General features: G+C 72.2%; 11 protein-coding genes and 1 pseudogene. 9 read left to right on the forward strand and 3 right to left on the reverse strand.

All coding sequences use genetic code 11. From position 1 onward, the window contains the following. Window positions 1-252 precede the first annotated feature (252 nt). The 4 genes from AB0947_RS16910 to AB0947_RS16925 all read left to right on the forward strand — a co-directional run bounded on the left by AB0947_RS16910 (window position 253) and on the right by AB0947_RS16925 (window position 6,602). Window positions 253-534, forward strand: coding sequence for an acylphosphatase (locus AB0947_RS16910; RefSeq protein ID WP_366751095.1), 282 nt, complete (start codon window positions 253-255; stop codon window positions 532-534). A 380-nt stretch (window positions 535-914) separates the two neighbouring features. Then, window positions 915-1,118, forward strand: a complete 204-nt coding sequence (locus AB0947_RS16915) for a hypothetical protein (RefSeq protein WP_030346494.1) — start codon at window positions 915-917, stop codon at window positions 1,116-1,118. A gap of 266 nt (window positions 1,119-1,384) precedes the next feature. After that, on the forward strand, window positions 1,385-4,981 hold the full coding sequence (smc, locus tag AB0947_RS16920; RefSeq protein ID WP_366751096.1) for a chromosome segregation protein SMC: 3,597 nt from the start codon (window positions 1,385-1,387) through the stop codon (window positions 4,979-4,981). A 202-nt stretch (window positions 4,982-5,183) separates the two neighbouring features. Further along, the gene (locus tag AB0947_RS16925; RefSeq protein ID WP_366751097.1) at window positions 5,184-6,602 is read left to right on the forward strand and encodes a sugar porter family MFS transporter; all 1,419 of its coding nucleotides are present in this window, start codon (window positions 5,184-5,186) and stop codon (window positions 6,600-6,602) included. A 169-nt stretch (window positions 6,603-6,771) separates the two neighbouring features. On the opposite strand, the pseudogene AB0947_RS16930 reads toward AB0947_RS16925, so the two are convergent. Together AB0947_RS16930 and AB0947_RS16935 are read right to left on the reverse strand one after the other, a co-directional pair. Then, a pseudogene (locus AB0947_RS16930) lies at window positions 6,772-7,313 on the reverse strand (LLM class flavin-dependent oxidoreductase); the annotation flags it as partial. A 213-nt stretch (window positions 7,314-7,526) separates the two neighbouring features. Further along, a complete protein-coding gene (locus AB0947_RS16935) occupies window positions 7,527-8,978 on the reverse strand; it encodes a cytosine permease (protein WP_366751098.1) in 1,452 nt (483 codons plus the stop codon). 168 nt (window positions 8,979-9,146) lie between these two features. Between AB0947_RS16935 and ftsY the strand changes: the two genes are divergently transcribed. Continuing rightward, window positions 9,147-10,349, forward strand: coding sequence for a signal recognition particle-docking protein FtsY (ftsY, locus tag AB0947_RS16940; RefSeq protein WP_366751099.1), 1,203 nt, complete (start codon window positions 9,147-9,149; stop codon window positions 10,347-10,349). Window positions 10,350-10,654: 305 nt separating this feature from the next. On the opposite strand, the gene AB0947_RS16945 is transcribed toward ftsY, so the two are convergent. Further along, window positions 10,655-11,317: a bifunctional DNA primase/polymerase gene (locus AB0947_RS16945; RefSeq protein ID WP_366751100.1), complete on the reverse strand. Its 663-nt coding sequence runs from the start codon at window positions 11,315-11,317 to the stop codon at window positions 10,655-10,657. Window positions 11,318-11,775: 458 nt separating this feature from the next. On the opposite strand from AB0947_RS16945, the gene AB0947_RS16950 reads away from it, so the two are divergent. From AB0947_RS16950 to AB0947_RS16965, 4 genes are all read left to right on the forward strand, one after another. Beyond that, entirely contained in the window at window positions 11,776-13,254 is a 1,479-nt protein-coding gene (locus AB0947_RS16950; RefSeq protein WP_366751213.1) for a hypothetical protein, read from the forward strand. Between the two features lie 343 nt (window positions 13,255-13,597). After that, entirely contained in the window at window positions 13,598-14,938 is a 1,341-nt protein-coding gene (locus tag AB0947_RS16955) for an ammonium transporter (protein WP_366751101.1), read from the forward strand. After that, window positions 14,935-15,273, forward strand: coding sequence for a P-II family nitrogen regulator (locus tag AB0947_RS16960; protein ID WP_171152440.1), 339 nt, complete (start codon window positions 14,935-14,937; stop codon window positions 15,271-15,273). The genes AB0947_RS16955 and AB0947_RS16960 overlap by 4 nt, the downstream gene beginning before the upstream one ends. Window positions 15,274-15,328: 55 nt before the next feature. Further along, window positions 15,329-17,779 carry a [protein-PII] uridylyltransferase gene (locus tag AB0947_RS16965; RefSeq protein WP_366751102.1) on the forward strand — a complete coding sequence of 817 codons (2,451 nt, stop codon included), beginning with the start codon at window positions 15,329-15,331 and terminating at the stop codon, window positions 17,777-17,779. The last annotated feature ends 75 nt before the right edge of the window (window positions 17,780-17,854 follow it).

The following is a 17,854-nucleotide window of genomic DNA, read 5'->3' on the forward strand; positions in this document are numbered from 1 at the left end:
GCCCGTGGCGGCGCGGCCGGCGTCGGAGCGTCGGTGGCGTCCCATGTCCTTGCCCTCTTCCTCGTGCCTGCGGTCGACCGGCGCCTGCGCGGCTCGTGAGTCCCCGAGCGACTCGCGGCGAGCGACTTCCTCTGGCCAACCGAACTCACTTGATCGAGTGAGTTTCATACGAAATGCATCGAGTTCGGACGGTACCCCATGCCGCTCGGGGACGGTGTGTCCCGGCCGACACCGGCCGGTTAGGTTGCACCCATGAACGAGGATGTGCGACTGATCGCCTGGGTGCGCGGACACGTGCAGGGCGTGGGATTCCGCTGGTTCACGCGCGCCAAGGCGCTGGAGATCGGCGGGCTGAGTGGTTTTGCTCTCAATCTGGCCGACGGCCGGGTGCAGGTGGTCGCGGAGGGGCCGCGGCAGGGCTGCGAGGGGCTCCTGGACTGGCTCCAGGGCAGCGACACGCCCGGGCGTGTGGACGGTGTCACCGAGATCTGGGACACACCGCGGGGCGGTTACGACGGCTTCGCCATCCGCTGATCCGGAGGGCTCGGCCCCGCGCGCGGGAGCGTGGCAAGCTGCCGGGGGCACATGCGGAAGACGGAAACGCCCTGGTGGTTGCCAAGACGGGCGCGGCGTGGCAGGCTCCGCACGTACTGCTGGTCGCCACGCCCTGAGGGTCCGGAGGAGTCGCAGCGCCGCCGCTTCACCGGCCGCGCGCCCCGGTTCGCCCGCCAATACAGGGCGTGATCGTGTTGACCGTCAAACTTTTTGGTGAGACGCTGAAAGCCCCGCGCACCTTAGCTGTTTGGCATGGAGCAACACCAGAGCAACACCCGGATGTGCCAAGCACCACGGGTGCGAATCCCTCACGACCCACACCGCATCGGTCGGTCACTCATTGTGGAGGACCATCCATCATGGCAAAGGCGCTTCTCGGTTACGTCGGCGGCTCCGACCCTCGACTCCTCGCCGAGATGCGACGGCTGCAGCAGCGAGTCCAGGACCTGGAGTCCGAGCTCGGACGGATCCAGGCGGAGAACGAAGCGCTGACGGCTGCCGCCTCTCAGGACAGGATCATGGAGAGCATCGACGCACACCAGGCGGAGCCTGCGCTCACCTGATCGCTGCATCGCTCCACGAGAGCAGTCGCAACGATCGGGCTGCCCGTATCAACCGCTCAGTTGATCGGACGGCTGAGATCCAGCCGTCAGAGTTGCAAGGGACGCTTCGGCGTCCCTTCTTTCTTCCCCCGCCTTCCCCCAACGGCAGTTGGCCGCATCCTTTCAGGCTCTTCAACATCTGGTGTGCCCTGCATGGTCACGAGTGAAACCGCGCGGTCACGAGGGTTCATGGAGTGAGATGGCGGCGGCGGGTAGAGTCCAGCGGCGTGCACCTCAAGGCCCTGACCCTCCGCGGGTTCAAGTCGTTCGCCTCGGCGACCACACTCCGGTTCGAACCGGGCATCACGTGTGTCGTCGGACCGAACGGCTCGGGCAAGTCCAATGTCGTGGACGCGCTCAGCTGGGTCATGGGCGAACAGGGCGCCAAGTCGCTGCGCGGCGGCAAGATGGAGGACGTCATCTTCGCCGGCACCACCGGCCGCCCGCCGCTGGGCCGCGCCGAGGTGTCCCTGACCATCGACAACTCCGACGGCGCGCTGCCCATCGAGTACGCCGAGGTCACCATCACGCGGATCATGTTCCGCAACGGCGGCAGCGAGTACCAGATCAACGGCGACACCTGCCGCCTCCTCGACATCCAGGAACTCCTCTCCGACTCCGGCATCGGCCGCGAGATGCACGTCATCGTCGGCCAGGGCCAGCTCGACTCCGTCCTGCACGCCGACCCCATGGGCCGCCGCGCCTTCATCGAGGAGGCGGCCGGAGTCCTCAAGCACCGCAAGCGCAAGGAGAAGGCGCTTCGCAAGCTGGACGCGATGCAGGCCAACCTCGCGCGCGTGCAGGACCTGACGGACGAGCTGCGGCGCCAGCTCAAGCCGCTGGGCCGGCAGGCCGCCGTCGCCCGCAGGGCCGCCGTCATCCAGGCCGACCTGCGCGACGCCCGCCTGCGGCTCCTCGCCGACGACCTCGTCCGCCTGCGCGAAGCGCTCCAGGCCGAGATCGCCGACGAGGCCGCGCTGAAGGAGCGCAAGGAGTCCGCCGAGCAGGAGCTGAAGAAGGCCCTCCACCGCGAGGCCCTGCTGGAGGACGAGGTACGGCGGCTCACCCCGCGCCTCCAGCGCGCCCAGCAGACCTGGTACGAGCTGTCCCAGCTGGCCGAACGCGTGCGCGGCACGATCTCGCTGGCCGACGCCCGGGTCAAGAGCGCCACCTCCGCGCCCCCGGACGAGCGGCGCGGCCGGGACCCGGAGGACCTGGAGCGCGAGGCCGCCCGCGTCCGTGAGCAGGAGGCCGAGCTGGAGGCCGCCCTGGAAGCGGCCCAGCACGCGCTGGACGACACGGTCGCCCACCGCGCCGAACTGGAGCGCGAGCTGGCGGTCGAGGAACGCCGGCTGAAGGACGTCGCCCGCGCCATCGCGGACCGCCGCGAAGGGCTGGCCCGCCTGTCCGGGCAGGTCAACGCGGCCCGCTCGCGCGCCGCGTCCGCCCAGGCCGAGATCGACCGGCTGGCCACGGCCCGCGACGAGGCGCAGGAACGCGCCGTCCGCGCCCAGGAGGAGTACGAGGCCCTCCAGGCCGAGGTCGACGGCCTGGACGCCGGCGACGCCGACCTGGCCGAACAGCACGAGACGGCCAGACGGCGGCTGGCAGAGGCCGACGCCGCCCTGGCCGCGGCCCGCGAGGCACTGACCGCCGCCGAGCGCAGCCGCGCCGCGACCCAGGCCCGCCACGAGGCGCTGGCGCTGGGCCTGCGCCGGAAGGACGGCACCGGCATACTGCTCGGCGCCCGGGACCGCCTCACCGGACTCCTCGGCCCCGCGGCGGAGCTGCTGACGATCACGCCGGGTTACGAGATCCCGCTGGCGGCGGCCCTGGGCACGGCGGCGGACGCCCTCGCCGTGACGACCCCCGCGGCGGCGACCGAGGCCATCAACCTCCTGCGCAAACAGGACGGCGGCCGAGCGACCTTCCTCCTCTCGGGAGCCCCGGAGCAGGCGCAGGCCAGGGACGCGGGGAACGGCGCGAGCGACCACGACGGTCCCGCACCCGGTCAGCGGCCCACCGCCCCCTTCGCCGCCGACCTCGTCCGCGGACCCGCCGAGCTGATGCCCGCCGTCCGCCGCCTCCTGGCCGGCATCGTCGTGGTCGACACCCTGGACGACGCCGAGGCCCTGGTCCACGCACACCCGGAGCTGACGGCCGTCACCGCCGAGGGCGACCTCCTCGGCGCCCACTTCGCACACGGCGGTTCGGCGGGCGCGCCCAGCCTGCTGGAGGTGCAGGCGTCCGTCGACGAGGCCGCGGCCGAGCTGGCCGAGTTGGAGGTCCGCTGCCGGGAGCTGGCCGAGGCGCAGCGAGCCGCGGCCGGGCACCGCGAGCGGGCCGCCGCCCTCGTGGAAGTGCTCGCGGAGCGCCGCCGCGCCGCAGACCGCGAGAAGTCGGCCGTGGCCCAGCAGCTCGGCCGGCTCGCCGGACAGGCGCGTGGCGCCGCCGGGGAGGCCGAGCGGTCGGCCGCTGCGGCGGCCCGTGCGCAGGAGGCGCTGGAGAAGGCCGTACAGGAGGCCGAGGAACTGGCCGAGCGGCTGGCCGTGGCCGAGGAGATGCCGGTGGAGGAGGAGCCGGACACCTCGGTGCGCGACCGGCTCGCCGCCGACGGGGCCAACGCGCGGCAGACCGAGATGGAGGCCCGCCTCCAGGTCCGTACGCACGAGGAGCGGGTCAAGGGGCTCGTCGGACGCGCCGACTCGCTCGACCGCGCGGCCCGTGCCGAACGCGAGGCCCGCGCGCGTGCCGAGCAGCGCCGGGCGCGGCTGCGGCACGAGGCGGCGGTCGCGGAAGCCGTCGCCTCGGGGGCCCGGCAGCTGCTCGCGCACGTCGAGGTGTCCCTCGCCTGGGCGGAGCAGGAGCGGTCCGCCGCCGAGGCCGCCAAGGCCCGGGGCGAGCAGGAGCTGGCCGCTGCCCGTACGGCGGGCCGTGAACTGAAGGCCGAACTCGACAAGTTGACGGATTCAGTTCACCGGGGCGAGGTACTCGGTGCGGAGAAGCGGCTGCGCATCGAGCAGCTGGAGACCAAGGCGCTGGAGGAGCTGGGTGTCGAGCCGGAGGGTCTGGTGGCGGAGTACGGGCCGCGCCAGCTCGTGCCGCCCTCGCCCCCCGCCGACGGCGAGCAGCTGCCCGAGGACCCGGAGCACCCGCGCAACCAGCCGCGCCCCTTCGTGCGGGCCGAGCAGGAGAAGCGGCTCAGGGCGGCCGAGCGGGCGTACCAGCAGCTGGGCAAGGTCAACCCGCTGGCGCTGGAGGAGTTCGCGGCGCTGGAGGAGCGGCACAAGTTCCTCAGCGAGCAGCTGGAGGACCTGAAGAAGACCCGCGCCGACCTGCTCCAGGTGGTGAAGGAGGTCGACGAGCGCGTCGAGCAGGTCTTCACCGAGGCCTACCGGGACACCGCCCGGGAGTTCGAGGGGGTCTTCAGCCGCCTCTTCCCCGGTGGCGAGGGCCGGCTGGTCCTGACGGACCCCGACAACATGCTCACCACGGGCGTGGACGTCGAGGCGCGCCCGCCGGGCAAGAAGGTCAAGCGGCTCTCCCTGCTGTCGGGCGGCGAGCGCTCGCTGACGGCCGTCGCACTGCTGGTGTCGATCTTCAAGGCCCGGCCGAGCCCCTTCTACGTCATGGACGAGGTCGAGGCCGCGCTGGACGACACCAACCTCCAGCGGCTGATCCGGATCATGCAGGAGTTGCAGGAGACCTCGCAGCTGATCGTGATCACGCACCAGAAGCGCACGATGGAGGTAGCCGACGCGCTTTACGGCGTCTCCATGCAGGGCGACGGTGTCTCGAAGGTCATCTCCCAGCGCCTCCGGTAGGCACTTCGCTCAAGATCAGCTGACTCTGCGTTCAAGAAATGAACACAGAGCGCGGTGGCATATCTAAAAACTCACAGCTGTTGAACTATTGACTTCGAAACTTGAAGGCATAGTCTCTGCAACGTTGCTTTTACCTTCAGGTCCCACCTGTAAGGGCTCGCCCCCACCCGCGGCAGCGCTGCCGTGGCCCGAGGAGTTACACGTGACCAGCACAGCGCAGGCACCTCAGTCAGGAGCCGGGACGGCTCACCCCGATCATCTCGGGCACGTCATCTTCATCGCGGCGGCTGCCGCCATGGGCGGTTTCCTCTTCGGTTACGACAGCTCCGTCATCAACGGCGCCGTCGAGGCCATCCGCGACCGTTACGACGTCGGGTCCGCCGCCCTCGCCCAGGTCATCGCGATCGCCCTGATCGGCTGTGCCATCGGCGCCGCCACCGCCGGCCGCATCGCCGACCGCATCGGCCGTATCCGCTGTATGCAGATCGCCGCCGTCCTCTTCACCATCAGCGCCGTCGGCTCCGCGCTGCCCTTCGCGCTGTGGGACCTCGCCTTCTGGCGCGTCGTCGGCGGCTTCGCCATCGGCATGGCCTCCGTCATCGGCCCGGCCTACATCGCCGAGGTCGCCCCGCCCGCCTACCGCGGCCGGCTCGGCTCCTTCCAGCAGGCCGCGATCGTCGTCGGCATCGCCATCTCGCAGCTGGTCAACTGGGGCCTGCTCAATGCCGCCGGCGGCAACCAGCGCGGCAAGCTGATGGGCCTGGAGGCCTGGCAGGTCATGCTCGGCGTGATGGTCGTCCCGGCCGTCCTCTACGGCCTGCTGTCCCTCGCGATCCCCGAGTCCCCGCGCTTCCTGCTCTCCGTCGGCAAGCGTGAGCGCGCCAAGGAGATCCTCGCCGAGGTCGAGGGCAAGGACGTCGACCTGAACGCCCGCGTCGCCGAGATCGAGCACGCGATGAAGAGCGAGCACAAGTCCACGTTCAAGGACCTGCTCGGCGGCGGTTTCTTCTTCAAGCCGATCGTCTGGATCGGTATCGGCCTGTCGGTCTTCCAGCAGTTCGTCGGCATCAACGTCGCGTTCTACTACTCCTCGACGCTGTGGCAGTCGGTCGGCGTCGACCCGACGGACTCGTTCTTCTACTCCTTCACGACGTCGATCATCAACATCATCGGCACCGTGATCGCGATGATCTTCGTGGACCGCGTCGGCCGCAAGCCGCTCGCCCTCATCGGCTCGGTCGGCATGGTCGTCGGCCTCGCGCTGGAGGCCTGGGCGTTCAGCCACCACCTGGTCGACGGCAAGCTGCCGGCCACCCAGGGCTGGATCGCCCTGATCGCCGCCCACGTGTTCGTCCTGTTCTTCGCCCTCTCCTGGGGCGTGGTTGTCTGGGTCTTCCTCGGCGAGATGTTCCCGAACAGGATCCGTGCCGCCGCCCTGGGCGTGGCCGCCGCCGCGCAGTGGATCGCCAACTGGGCCATCACCGCGAGCTTCCCGTCGCTGGCCGACTGGAACCTCTCCGGCACCTACGTGATCTACACCGTCTTCGCCGCGCTCTCCATCCCGTTCGTCCTGAAGTTCGTCAAGGAGACGAAGGGCAAGTCCCTGGAGGAGATGGGCTGAGCCTCGTAGCGAGGCGCCCCGAACTCGGGGAGAAGGGCCAAGTCCCCGCTGCCCCTCTCCTCGAACCGTCCGCCGCCCCCGGCCCGGCCACTGCCCGGACCGGGGGCGGCGGTGTGCCGTACGGCCGGACGGCCCGGCTCAGTCCGCCGGCGCCGGCAGGACCCGCCGGCGCGCGCAGCCCCGCCACCGTCGTGGCCGCCGACCTCACCGCCGAGCGGACCCCGCCCGACTGCCGGGAAGCGTACGTGCGCGCCTTGTGATGGCCCGGCCTTCGGGGGTCAGGCGCAGGATGCGCGAGCGCCGGTCGGCGGGATCGGGGCTGCGGTCGATCCGCGCGCCTCGTGCAGGAAGTGCCCGCCGTACTCGGCCCACGCCCGGTACGGGTCCTCGGCGAGGTGCAGCAGCGGGGTCTCGGCCGCCGGCATCATGGTCCAGCCCCCGGTGCCGTACTCGGTGAGCCTCCCCTTGTAGTACGTCTCCAGCTCCGGCAGGTGCGCGCTCGGGAAGAACGGCCGCCCGCCGGGCGGCACTCCTGCGGCCGGTACCCGATCCCGGCCACGGTCACCAGCCGGCCGCCGTTGAGCAAGTCCAGTACGGCGATCTCCTCGGGCGGCCGCAGCGGGTCGTGCAGCGGGCCGATGACCGCCGGTACCGTCACCGCGATCCGGCGGGTCGTCCCGACACCGCGCCTGCGAAGGCGAGGGGCGAGGGCTGGACGACCGTGACGGGCAGCGGAAGGTCCCCCTCCGGTGCGCTGCGGTGGAGGGGGACCTTGGCTGACGGTGTGTCAGGTATTCAGGACCGGGGAGGCGGGGGAGCGGCCGGCTGCGTTTCCGGGCGAGTGCCGCCCCGCACGAGGACGGTCTGTCCCGGGGCGGCGGAGGCCCCTCCGGGCGGGGGAGCGCCGCGTCCGGCCGGGGCGCCTCACACGCCGGCGGTCTCCCGCTCCGGGGCCGGCTCGGCCGTCCCGGCCGGACGGGCCACCGCCGGCTTCGGCAGCACCAGGTACAGCCCGCCGGAGATCACGATCGTCGCGACCCAGCCGAGGCCGTACTCGCCGATCACGTTGTTCGTCGCGAGCGGGCCGGTGAACCAGTCCGAGGTGGTGAACATCAGGCCCGACACCAGGCCGACCGCCCAGGCGGCCACGGCCGCGGGGGAGAAGCCGCCCCGGTACCAGTAGGCGCTGGTGCGGGTGGTGTCGGCCATGGCCCGGCCGTCGTACTCCGTGCGGCGGAACATGTCCGCGCCGAACACGCCGACCCAGGCCGAGAAGGCGACCGCCAGCAGCGACAGGAAGGCGATGAACGAGCCCATGAAGCTCGTGGCCACCAGCATCAGCACCCCGCCGAAGACCAGCGAGATCACGGCGTTGACGGAGACCGCCCAGTGCCGCGGCACCTTGAAGCCCAGGGTCTGCGCGGTGAAGCCCGCCGAGTACATCGACATCGAGTTGATCAGCAGCATGCCGATCAGCGCGATGCACAGGTACGGCACGGCGATCCAGGTCGGCAGGATCTCACCGAGGAAGGACACCGGGTCGCTCGCCGAGGCCAGGTCCGGCGTGGCGACGGCCATCACCGCGCCCATCAGGACCATGGGCAGCACGACGACACCGGCGCCGCCCACCGCCGTACCCACGATCGCCCGGGACGAGGCCGTGCGCGGCAGGTAGCGGGTGAAGTCCGGGGCGGACGGGATCCAGCTGACCCCGCCCGCGGCGATCATGCCGACACCGGTGATCACCGCCGCCGTGGAACCGGCCCTGTGGTCCATCACCTTCGACCAGTCGGTGTTCGCCACCAGATAGGCCAGGACCAGCACCGAGAAGACGCCGAAGAGGTAGGTCGCGTACTTGTTGCACCGCTGCACGGCGTTGATGCCGAGCCCGGAGATCGCGAAGGTCGCGACGACGAACACCAGCAGCGTCACGATGTCCAGCACGCTGTTCGCCCTGATGCCGAACAGGATGTCCAGAATGGTGAGCATCGCGTAGGCGCCGGTCACCGCGTTGATCGTCTCCCAGCCCCAGCGCGCGACCCAGATCAGCGAACCGGGCAGCAGGTTGCCGCGCTGCCCGAAGACCGCCCGCGACAGCGCCATGCCGGGCGCGCCGCCCCGCTTGCCCGCGATGCCGATCAGGCCCACGAGGCCGTACGACACGACCGGCGCCGCCACCGCGACGACCAGCGCCTGCCAGATGTCCAGGTGGTACGCGACGACCAGGCTCGCGCCCATCGTCAGCAGCAGCACGCTGATGTTCGCACCGACCCAGGTGGGGAACAGTTCCCGGGTCTTCGCCGTGCGCTCGTGGTCGGGGACCTGTTCGATACCGCGCGTTTCGAGAGCGCCTTCGGTCTCGACGGTTTTCGTCATGAAAGAGGGGCCAGACGTGGGGGGACAGGGACGAGGGGACTCTACGCGCGTCAACAGCGCACCCACCATCGTACTTTGCTCCCACTCCTAGCGATACGTGGCGTTTGTCTCTCGGAGGAAGCCACAAACGGCGTCCGCGAAGACCCCATGGCCGATACTGGACGCGTTATGGAAACCGTCATCCTTGCTGTAGTCATCGCCGTGGTCGTGCTCGGCGCGCTCGGCGGGCTGATCGTGGGCAGCCGGCGCCGGAAGCCGCTGCCCCCGCCGCCCCCCCAAGCGCCCGACATCACCGCGCCCCCGGCCGAGCCGCACGTCGGCGACGAGGCCGAGACGCCGCGCGACGAACCGCGCCGGACGATCGAGGAGGTGGATCTTCCCGGCGGCCCCGCACCGGTCGTCGTCGAGGAGCCTCCCGTGGTCGAGGCTCCCGGGATCGAGATCCCGGAGCCCACGGCAGGCCGGCTGGTCCGCCTGCGCACCCGCCTGTCCCGCTCGCAGAACGCCCTCGGCAAGGGCCTTCTCACGCTGCTCTCCCGCGAGCACCTGGACGAGGACACCTGGGAGGAGATCGAGGACACGCTGCTCACCGCCGACGTCGGCGTGCTGCCCACCCAGGAACTGGTCGAGCGCCTGCGCGAACGCGTCCGGGTGCTCGGCACCCGCACCCCCGAGGAGCTGCGGATCCTGCTCCGCGAGGAGCTGCTGAACCTGATCGGCACCGACGTCGACCGCACGGTCAGGACCGAGCCCGAGGACCGCAAGCCGGGCATCGTGATGGTCGTCGGCGTCAACGGCACCGGCAAGACCACCACCACGGGCAAGCTCGCCCGCGTGCTCGTCGCCGACGGCCGCAGTGTGGTGCTCGGCGCCGCCGACACCTTCCGCGCCGCCGCCGCCGACCAGCTCCAGACCTGGGGCGAGCGCGTCGGCGCCTACACCGTGCGCGGCCCCGAGGCCGGCGACCCCGCCTCCGTCGCCTTCGACGCGGTCAAGGAGGGCAAGGAGATGGGGGTCGACGTCGTCCTCATCGACACCGCCGGCCGCCTGCACACCAAGACCGGCCTCATGGACGAGCTGGGCAAGGTCAAGCGCGTGGTCGAGAAGCACGCGCCGCTGGACGAGGTGCTGCTCGTCCTGGACGCCACCACCGGCCAGAACGGCCTGGTCCAGGCCCGTGTGTTCGCCGAGGTCGTGGACATCACCGGCATCGTGCTGACCAAGCTGGACGGTACGGCCAAGGGCGGCATCGTCGTCGCGGTCCAGCGCGAGCTGGGCGTGCCGGTCAAGCTGGTCGGGCTCGGCGAGGGCGCGGACGACCTCGCGCCGTTCGAGCCGGAGGCGTTCGTGGACGCGCTCATCGGAGAGTGAACCACCCGCGCGCGGACACCGACCGGTGGCCGCGCGGCCACCAGGAAGCTCCCGCCCCGAGGTGCAGTCGGGGACGGGAGCTTCGTCCTGGCGGGGCCCAGGGCCTGTCTGACAATTCGCGTCGTCGCCCGGAGGGCGGCCGCGCGGCGTCAGGTGCGTGCTCTCGGGGCGCCGGCCCCAGGCCCTCGTACTGGACGTACTTGGGTCTGGGGCCGGTGCGGCGAGTGGGGGCACCTCCCACGCCGTTGAGGCAGTGGGGGAGCGTGCATGGCGTCGCGCGGCAGACGCGAATTGTCAGACAGGCCCTACGCCCTGGCCCGCGACCGGTGGGCCACGTACGCCAGCGTGCCGAGCAGGAGCCGGGCCGCCGGGGGCCGCGTCGCCGAGTCCAGTGCGGGAGGGCGCAGCCAGCGCACCGGGCCCAGGCCGCCCCGGTCGGAGGGCGGCGCGGTGATGTGCGTGCCGGGGCCGAGGCCGCGCAGGTCCAGCGCGCCCGGGTCGTCCCAGCCCATGCGGTAGAGCAGCCGGGGGAGGTCGGCGGCGGCGCCGGGCGCGACGAAGAAGTGGGCGCGGCCGTCGGGGGTCGCGGTCACCGGGCCGAGCGGGAGACCCATCCGTTCCAGGCGGACCAGGGCGCGGCGGCCGGCCGGCTCCGAGACCTCGATGACGTCGAAGGCCCGGCCCACCGGCAGCATCACCGAGGCGCCCGGGAACTCCGACCAGGCCTTGCCCACCTCGTCCAGCGTGGCCCCGGCCGGGACGGGCGGGGCGAAGCCCAGCGGATGCGCGCCCGGCGCCGGGCAGTCCCGCCGCCCGCACGAGCAGACGCCGCCCGCGGCCCGCGTCCCCGGCACGACGTCCCAGCCCCACAGCCCGGTGAACTCGGCGACGGCGGTGCACTCCGCGGACCGGCCGCGCCGGCGCGTGCCGGAGCGGATCTCGCGGATGCCGCCGATCGTGAAGCCCATGCCCCCTCCAACGGGTCCAGCGCGCCGGTGGTTACGCCACGGAGCGAGACGGAAGCGGAACGTAACGCTACGGCTCCGCCTCCCCGCGGCGACGCGGCGCTAAGGCGGCGCCTTGGAGTACGGAGGGTGGCGCACCGGAGGGAAACGCGCCCCTGGGTGCATCACTCCGCCCACTTCCGGCCGTCCTGTGTCAAGTGAATCGCGCCCCGGCCACCGTGAGTTCATTCGAAGGGGTGGCGAATGGTGGCGTTTCAGGGATCCCCGTGGTTGGACGGGTGATCGTAGGATTACTGTGAGTGCACGAGTCCCCGGGGCACATGCACTCGCGGGTATGCCGGAGGCAAGTCGCCAAACCGTTCGAAGGGTGAGAACCGGCGGACGCGAGGCCGTATTTACCGGCATTCTGATAGGGCTTGGCGCATCGGGCGGCAAGTGGTCTCAGGGATGGGGGCGTGCCAGTGGGCGGCAACGGCGGAAGCGGGACACACGCTGACAAGCGCCCCAACGAGCTGCTCGGTTCGTGGTTCGTGCGCAGCGGCTGGTCCAAGGGCGAGCTGGCCCGCCAAGTGAACCGCCGGGCACGCCAGTTGGGCGCCCACCACATCTCCACCGACACCTCCCGGGTGCGCCGCTGGCTGGACGGCGAGAACCCGCGCGAACCGATCCCGCGCATCCTCTCGGAGCTGTTCTCCGAGCGCTTCGGGTGTGTCGTCTCCATCGAGGATCTCGGCCTGCGCGCCGCCCGTCAGCCGCCCGCCGCCTCCGGGGTCGACCTGCCCTGGACGGGCCCGCAGACGGTCTCCCTGCTCGGCGAGTTCTCCCGCAGCGACCTGATGCTCGCCCGGCGCGGCTTCCTCGGGACCTCGCTCGCGCTGTCCGCCGGTCCCTCCCTCATCGAGCCCATGCAGCGCTGGCTGGTGCCCGCCCCGTCCTCCCCGGCCCCGCCCGAGCCGCAGACCGCCCTCGACGCGCGCAGGCCGGGCCGGCTGTCCCGGCCGGAGCTGGAGCTGCTGGAGTCCACCACGCGCATGTTCCGCCAGTGGGACGCCCAGTGCGGCGGCGGCCTGCGCCGCAAGGCGGTCGTCGGCCAGCTGCACGAGGTCACCGACCTGCTCCAGGAGCCCCAGCCCGAGGCCACCACCCGCACGCTGTTCAAGGTCGCCGCCGAACTGGCCGAGCTGGCCGGCTGGATGTCGTACGACGTCGGCCTCCAGCCCACCGCCCAGAAGTACTTCGTGCTCGCCCTGCACGCGGCCAAGGAAGCCGGGGACAAGCCGCTCGGCTCGTACATCCTCTCCAGCATGAGCCGCCAGATGATCCACCTCGGCCGGCCGGAGGACGCCCTGGAGCTGATCCACCTCGCCCAGTACGGCAGCCGCGACTGCGCGAGCCCGCGCACCCAGTCGATGCTGTATGCGATGGAGGCCCGCGCCTACGCCAACATGGGCCAGCCCGGCAAGACCAAGCGTGCCGTCCGCATGGCCGAGGACACCTTCGCCGAGGTCGACGAGTGGGACGAGCCGGACCCCGACTGGATCCGCTTCTTCTCCGAGGCCGAGCTCCACGGGGAGAACTCGCACTCCTACCGCGACCTCGCCTACGTGGCCGGGCGCAGCCCCACCTACGCCTCCCTGGCCGAGCCGCTGATGCGGCGGGCGGTGGAGCTGTTCGCCGACGACTCCGAGCACCAGCGGTCGTACGCGCTCAACCTCATCGGCATGGCCACCGTGCACCTGCTCCAGCGCGAGCCCGAGGAGAGCACGGCCTACGCCACGCGTGCCATGGAGATCGCCAAGAAGGTCCGCTCCGAGCGTGTGAACACCCGTATCCGAAAGACGGTCGACACGGCCGTCCGTGACTACGGCGACCTCGCCGCCGTCATCGACCTCAGTGACCAGCTCGCCGTCGACCTCCCGGAGAACGCCGAAGCCGTCTGACCACCGCAGCACCCCGGACCCCGGCCGCGGCCGGTCCTCCCGAACCACCCGACTCGGCTCCCCCATGCCAGGTCATCGGAAGGCCCGCCGCGGCCGGCTTGTGTCCGCCAACGGGTCCCGCGCGGAAGGTCGCGCCACGATAACGATCGCGCGGCCCCGGCACCCCGCACTTCATCGACGCGTAACACACAGGGCGCCTTCGTCACCCCGGCGAAACAACGAGGGGCTTCCACCGAAACCGCGCTGCGTCAGTCTCGTGGCGCATAACCGGCCCACCCCTCACCCGACCGGACCGCTCAGGCACCGCCCGCACGGGGCCGTACCAACCGACGAGGAGACGCCGATGGCACCAGCCATCATGCTTGCGGCGGACGCACCCAGACTGTCGTCCGCGAACACAGGCTTCATGCTGATCTGTTCCGCCCTGGTGATGCTGATGACCCCGGGACTGGCCTTCTTCTATGGAGGCATGGTCCGCGTCAAGAGCACCCTGAACATGCTGATGATGAGCTTCATCAGCCTCGGGATCGTCACCATCCTGTGGGTCCTCTACGGCTTCTCCCTCGCCTTCGGCACGGGCAACAGCCTGCTCGGCTGGAACGCCGACTGGATCGGCCTCAGCAACGTCGGCCTGACACAGCTCTGGGACGGCTACACCATCCCGATCTTCGTGTTCATGGTCTTCCAGCTGATGTTCGCGATCATCACCCCGGCCCTGATCAGCGGCGCCCTCGCCGACCGGGTCAAGTTCTCCGCCTGGGCGCTGTTCGTCGCTCTGTGGGCCACGATCGTCTACGTCCCGGTCGCCCACTGGGTCTGGGGCGCCGACGGCTGGGCCTACAAGCTCGGAGTGATCGACTTCGCGGGCGGTACGGCGGTCCACATCAACGCCGGTGCGGCGGCGCTCGGTGTCATCCTCGTCATCGGCAAGCGCGTCGGCTTCAAGCGCGACCCCATGCGCCCGCACAGCCTCCCGCTGGTCATGCTCGGCGCCGGTCTGCTGTGGTTCGGCTGGTTCGGCTTCAACGCCGGCTCCTGGCTCGGCAACGACGACGGCGTCGGCGCGCTGATGTTCGTCAACACGCAGGTCGCGACGGCCGCCGCCATGCTGGCCTGGCTCGCCTACGAGAAGATCCGGCACGGCGCCTTCACCACGCTCGGCGCCGCCTCCGGCGCGGTCGCCGGTCTCGTCGCCATCACCCCGTCCGGCGGCGCGGTCTCCCCGCTCGGCGCGATCGCCGTCGGCGCCATCGCCGGTGTCGCCTGCGCCGCGGCCGTCGGCCTGAAGTTCAAGTGGGGCTACGACGACTCCCTGGACGTGGTCGGCGTCCACATGGTCGGCGGCATCATCGGCTCCCTGCTCATCGGCTTCTTCGCCACCGGCAAGGGCCAGTCCACCGCCACGGGCGTCTTCTACGGCGACCACACCTTCACCCAGCTCTGGAAGCAGTGCGCCGGTGTCTTCGCGGTCCTCGCCTACTCCCTGATCGTCTCCGCCGTCCTCGCCTTCCTCCTCGACAGGACCCTCGGCCTGCGCGTCACCGAGGACGAGGAGGTCTCCGGCATCGACCAGGCCGAGCACGCCGAGACCGCATACGACTTCAGCGGCGCCGGCGGCGGCGTCGCCGGGTCCCTCGCCGCCCCGGCCCCGGCCGCCGCGCAGAACAGGAAGGTGGACGCATGAAGCTCATCACCGCCGTCGTGAAGCCGCACCGGCTCGACGAGATCAAGGAAGCCCTCCAGGCCTTCGGCGTCCACGGACTCACGGTCACCGAGGCCAGCGGCTACGGCAGGCAGCGCGGCCACACCGAGGTCTACCGCGGCGCCGAGTACACCGTCGACCTCGTGCCCAAGATCCGCGTCGAGGTGCTGGCCGAGGACGACGACGCCGAGCAGCTGATCGAGGTCATCGTCAAGGCGGCCCGCACCGGCAAGATCGGGGACGGCAAGGTCTGGTCGCTGCCCGTGGAGACCGCCGTACGGGTCCGCACGGGCGAACGCGGGCCGGACGCGCTCTGACAGAGCACAATCCAGGTCAGGGGAAGGCCGCGGGAAACGGAACAGGAGTCGCTGGGTGACCGGTACGGATGTGCGCGAAGAGACGGAAGACCCGGGACCCGGCGGCTACGCGGCGGCCCGGCTGCGCCTCCTCACGGAGGGGGCGCGGTCCGGGCCGCCGCGCCGTGCCGCCCTCTCCGGCCTGACCGACGACTGGCTCGCCGGACTGTTCGGCGCGGCGGCGGGCGCGGCACACGGCGTCTCGCTCGTCGCCGTCGGCGGCTACGGCCGCGGGGAACTGTCCCCGCGCAGCGACCTCGACCTCGTCCTGCTCCACGACGGCACCGACCCCGGCGCGGTCGCCGCCCTCGCCGACCGGATCTGGTACCCCGTCTGGGACCTCGGCCTCGCCCTCGACCACTCCGTGCGCACCCCCGCCGAGGCCCGCAAGACGGCCGGCGAGGACCTCAAGGTCCACCTCGGCCTGCTGGACGCCCGCCACCTCGCCGGCGACGCCGGGCTCACCGCCGGCCTGCGCACCGCCGTCCTCACCGACTGGCGCAACCAGGCCCCCAAACGGCTCCCCGAACTCAAGGAACTGTGCGCCGAACGCGCCGCGCGCCAGGGCGAGCTCCAGTACCTGCTGGAACCCGACCTCAAGGAGGCCCGCGGCGGCCTCCGCGACGCCACCGCACTGCGCGCCGTCGCCGCCTCCTGGCTCGCCGACGCCCCCCGCGAGGGCCTGGCCGACGCCCGCCGCCGGCTCCTCGACGTCCGGGACGCCCTCCACCTGGCCACCGGCCGCGCCACCGACCGGCTCGCCCTCCAGGAACAGGACCAGGTGGCCGCCGAGCTGGGGCTGCTCGACGCCGACACCCTGTTGCGGCAGGTCTACGAAGCGGCGCGGGTGATCGCGTACGCCAGTGACGTGACCTGGCGCGAAGTGGGGCGCGTGCTGCGTTCGCGCGCCGTCCGTCCCCGCCTGCGCGCCATCCTGGGCGGCGGCAAGCCGGTCACCGAACGGTCGCCGCTGGCCGAAGGCGTGGTGGAACAGGACGGCGAGGTGGTGCTCGCCCGCGCCGCACGCCCCGAGCGCGACCCCGTGCTCCCGCTGCGCGCCGCGGCCGCCGCCGCTCAGGCCGGTCTCCCGCTCTCCCTGCACGCCGTACGGCGCATGGCCGCCACCGCGCGCCCCCTGCCCACGCCCTGGCCCGCCGAGGCCCGCGAGCAGCTGGTCACCCTGCTCGGCTCCGGCCGCCCGACGATCGAGGTCTGGGAGGCGCTGGAGGCCGAGGGCCTGGTCACGCGTCTGCTGCCCGACTGGGAGCGGGTGCGCTGCCGGCCGCAGCGCAACGCCGTGCACGTGTGGACGGTGGACCGCCACCTGATCGAGACGGCGGTCCGCGCCTCCGAGTTCACCCGCCGCGTCAGCCGCCCCGACCTGCTGCTGGTGGCCGCCCTGCTGCACGACATCGGCAAGGGCTGGCCCGGCGACCACTCGGTGGCCGGCGAGATCATCGCCCGGGACGTCGCCGCGCGGATCGGCTTCGACCGCGCGGACGTGGCCGTGCTGTCCCTGCTGGTGCGCCACCACCTGCTGCTCATCGAGACCGCCACCCGCCGCGACCTGGACGACCCCGCCACCGTGCGCTCGGTCGCGGAGGCCGTCGGCGGCCAGGGCACCCTGGAGCTGCTGCACGCCCTCACCGAGGCGGACGCCCTCGCGACCGGCCCGGCCGCCTGGTCCTCCTGGCGCGGCTCCCTCGTCGCCGACCTCGTCCGGCGCGTCCGCGCCGTCCTCGCCGGGGACGCCCCCGACGAGCCCGAGCCGGCCGCGCCCACCGCCGAGCAGGAACGCCTCGCCATCGAGGCCTACCGCACCGGCGGCCCCGTCCTCGCCCTGCGCGCCCAGACCGAACCGGTCACCGCCGAGGACCCGGCGGGCGACCCGGAACCCCTGGGCGTGGAGCTGCTCATCGCCGTGCCCGACCAGCCCGGTGTCCTCCCCGCGGTCGCCGGCGTCCTCGCCGTGCACCGCCTCACCGTGCGCACGGCGGAGCTGCGCGCGCTGCGCCTGCCGGACGACGTCGACGACGCGACCGTCCTCCTCCTCAACTGGCGGGTCGCCGCCGAGTACGGCTCCCTGCCCCAGGCGGCCCGGCTGCGCACCGACCTGGTCCGCGCCCTGGACGGCACCCTCGACATCGCCGGCCGCCTCGCCGAACGCGACGCCGCCTACCCGCGCCGCCGCGGCTGGACCGCCCCGCCGCCCCGCGTGACGGTCGCCCCGGCCGCCTCCCACCACGCCACGGTGATCGAGGTCCGCGCCCAGGACGCCCCGGGCCTGCTGCACCGCATCGGCATGGCCCTGGAGAAGGCCGGCGTACGGGTCCGGAGCATGCACGTGAGCACGCTGGGCTCCAACGCGGTGGACGCGTTCTACGTCACGACGGGGGCGGGTGCACCCCTGCCCGCCGGGGACGCGGCGTCGCTGGCGGGGGTGCTGGAGGAGACGCTGCGCGGATGACCTGCCCCGGTGCTTGCGGCGCCGGGATACCCTGGAGGGCGACCTTCAAGACCGTCACCGACCCCGAGGACCGCG

Origin of the sequence: Streptomyces sp. NPDC047841 (assembly GCF_040704085.1) — a bacterium.
GTDB lineage: Bacteria > Actinomycetota > Actinomycetes > Streptomycetales > Streptomycetaceae > Streptomyces > Streptomyces argyrophylli.